This window comes from Streptomyces sp. NPDC059080 (genome assembly GCF_042739975.1).
In the GTDB taxonomy this organism is placed as follows: Bacteria; Actinomycetota; Actinomycetes; order Streptomycetales; family Streptomycetaceae; genus Streptomyces; species Streptomyces benahoarensis.
On sequence record NZ_JBHYGX010000008.1, the window covers coordinates 211,912 to 214,439 of the forward strand.

The 2,528-nt window shown below is 76.1% G+C and carries 4 protein-coding genes; all 4 read right to left on the reverse strand.

Annotated features, from left to right (window positions below; all coding sequences use genetic code 11):
- A partial coding sequence (locus ACFWWQ_RS09520; protein WP_384592753.1) for a Mut7-C RNAse domain-containing protein occupies positions 1 to 814 on the reverse strand: 814 nt, incomplete at its 3' end.
- Between the two features lie 154 nt (positions 815 to 968).
- Entirely contained in the window at positions 969 to 1,646 is a 678-nt protein-coding gene (locus tag ACFWWQ_RS09525; RefSeq protein ID WP_384592756.1) for a hypothetical protein, read from the reverse strand.
- Entirely contained in the window at positions 1,643 to 2,212 is a 570-nt protein-coding gene (locus tag ACFWWQ_RS09530) for an RNA polymerase sigma factor (RefSeq protein ID WP_384592759.1), read from the reverse strand. Before ACFWWQ_RS09530 ends, ACFWWQ_RS09525 begins: the two co-directional genes overlap by 4 nt.
- Positions 2,209 to 2,412, reverse strand: a complete 204-nt coding sequence (locus tag ACFWWQ_RS09535; RefSeq protein ID WP_384592762.1) for a hypothetical protein — start codon at positions 2,410 to 2,412, stop codon at positions 2,209 to 2,211. The genes ACFWWQ_RS09530 and ACFWWQ_RS09535 overlap by 4 nt, the downstream gene beginning before the upstream one ends.
- Between the last annotated feature and the right edge of the window lie 116 nt (positions 2,413 to 2,528).

A 2,528-nucleotide genomic window follows, 5' to 3' on the forward strand; every position in this document is an offset into this window, starting at 1 on the left:
GCGCCCCCCCGCCGCGCGCGCGCGGCGCGCCCCGCGGCGCGGGGGCCCCCCCCCGCGGCCCCCCCCCCCGCCCCCCGCGCCCCCCCGCCCCCCCCCCGAGGGTGCCCTGTGCCCGGTCGACGAGGGCCTGGAGGCGGGCGTGGTGGGCGCCGCGCCAGTAGACGCGGTCGCACTCCGTGCAGCGGGCGAACACATCGTAGGTGCGGCGGGTGCCGTGGTGCAGCCGTTCGACGACGGTGTCCTTCCCGGCGTCGGTGAGCGGGCCGTTGCAGGCGGTGCAGCGGGTCCAGGGCACGGACTCCGGTACGAACCGGCCGAGGACATCGGTGAGTTGATCATCGGGCCGGTCGCTGTAGACATAGGCGCCGGCCCACAGTTCGCGGCGGTGGAGCAGACCGCGGTCCCGGGTGAGCAGGACCCGCCGCTCCGCCGCCGACCGCGCCGCGAGCGCCGCGTCGCCCGGGTCCTCGGCGGTGTACGCGGCGTCGACGCCCAGCAGCCGCAACCGGCGGGCCAGGGTGCCGAGATGGACGTCGAGCAGAAAGCGCAGCGGGGCGCCGGGGACGCTCTGCGGGCGCGCGACGGCGTGCACCGTGACGCTCTCCCCCGCGCGCGGCACATGCGCCGGGGTGACCGGGACGCCGTCCACCCGCAGCTCCCCCACCTCGGTGAGCGGCACCCCGAGCGATTCGACGACATGGCCGAGCGAGGCGGCGCCGTCGGTGACCACGCGGGTCCGGTCGCCGGAGCGTCCCGCCGGGAGGAAGAGGTGGAGCGCGGGCGCGAAGCTGAAGGAGATCTCGGGTCCGTTCACCCCTCCAGCATGGCACCGGCCCCACCGCCCGGGCCAGGGAGTTTCCGCTGGTGGGGGCGGGTGAGGCCCGGCCGTGGGGCGCCGGGCCGCCCAACGGACGGGCGTCGGGCCCCGGGCCGGGCCGCGTCGGCGGCCCGCCCCGTGACGGCCCGCCTCAGAGCGCGTCGGCGAGTTCTCTGAGCCGGTCGGCCAGGCAGGGATCGGGGTGCGGTACGCGGCCGAACTCGTCGTCCTCGCCGACGGTGAGCAGCCCCACCACGGCGCGCAGGGCGGCGCGGGGCTGCCGGGCGTCGGGGGGTGGTGCGGTGCGGGACCGGCTGAGCACGGTCGGGCCACCGGCGAGGGCAGCCGCCTGGTCCGCCCAGTGTGCGGCGTCGCGGAGTTCGCCGCGGGTGAGGTGGAGCAGATGCAGGCAGTGCGCGGCCGCGGCGTTGCCCGCCCCGGCGGCGAACTGCCACCAGAACTGGGCGCCTTCGGGGCATCCGGCGAGATGAAGGAGGCAGCCGAAGTGCAGGGCGCCGTCGGGGTCGATGCGGCGGCTGTTGGCGAGCTTGGCGAGGAGGTCGGCGGCGTCGCTGCGGTGCAGCGCCTGCGTGCACAGGGCGCGCAGGTCGGCCCCGGCCCGGTCGTGGGCCGTGAGCATCACCGGCGCCGGGAGGCGGCGGCCGGGGGCGGGGCGCGGAGCGGCGGCTTCCCGGCGCACCGCGTCGGCGGCGGCGAGGTCGAACGCCATGTGCCGCTTGGAGGCGGCGAGGTCGAAGTCGGCGAAGACGTCGGGGATCGCGGCGTCGTCGAGGACTTCGTGGATGCTGCGCGAGGACCGCACGGTCACTCCTCTTCCTTCTCGTCGCCGGTGGCCGCGGTCAGCGGCAACCCAAGCATTCTGGCGATGCGGCGCCGGGCGAGGCGCCGGTGGGAACGGACGGTGTCGCGGGTGACGCCCATGATGTGGGCGACCCGGTCCGAGGGGTAGCCGAGGACGTAGAGCAGCACGACCACGTCGTACTGCCGCTCGGGGAGGGAGGCGATGGCGGTGTAGAGACCGAGGGAGGTCTCCATCACCTCGAACTGGCAGCGGACCGATTCGAGGGCGGCGCGCGCGGTGCGCTGGAAGGCCGCGGTCTCCACCATCCGCGACGGCGCCGCGGTGAACCGCAGATGGGTGTCGACGCGGACCTTGAGCAGCGCCCAGGCGTACGCCTCGGGGCTCTCCTCCTGGACGACATGCGCCCAGTTGAGGGCGAGGTGGGAGAAGCAGGCACGGACGACGACCTGCGCCGCGTCCTTGTCGCCGAGCATCGTGTGGGCGTAGTTGAGATACGCCTTGACGTACAGGTCGTGGAAGGCTTCGAGGGCTGTCGGCAGGGTGTACTGCACCGGCGGTAGGTCGGCGTTCACGCGGAGACCTCCTCGTCCTGGGCGGCCGGTACGTGGTCCGTGCGCCACGGAGGGGCGGGCGGACGGTCCTCGACCAGTGCCGCCGCGCCCACGCGGACACCCGCACGCAGCAGACGCCGTGTCAGGTGCCGCATGTCCGGGGCGAAGACACGCACCGCGGTGAGCAGTACCAGCGGGGCGAGCGCATCGTTGAGAGTCACGTCGGTGTCCTCCTTCCGGCTCGGGGGGCGGCGCCGGCCGGGGGGGGGGGGGCGGGGGGGTTGCGGTGCCGCCCGCCCGCGTGAGGGTGGGGGGGGGGGGGGGGGGCGCAGCCGCG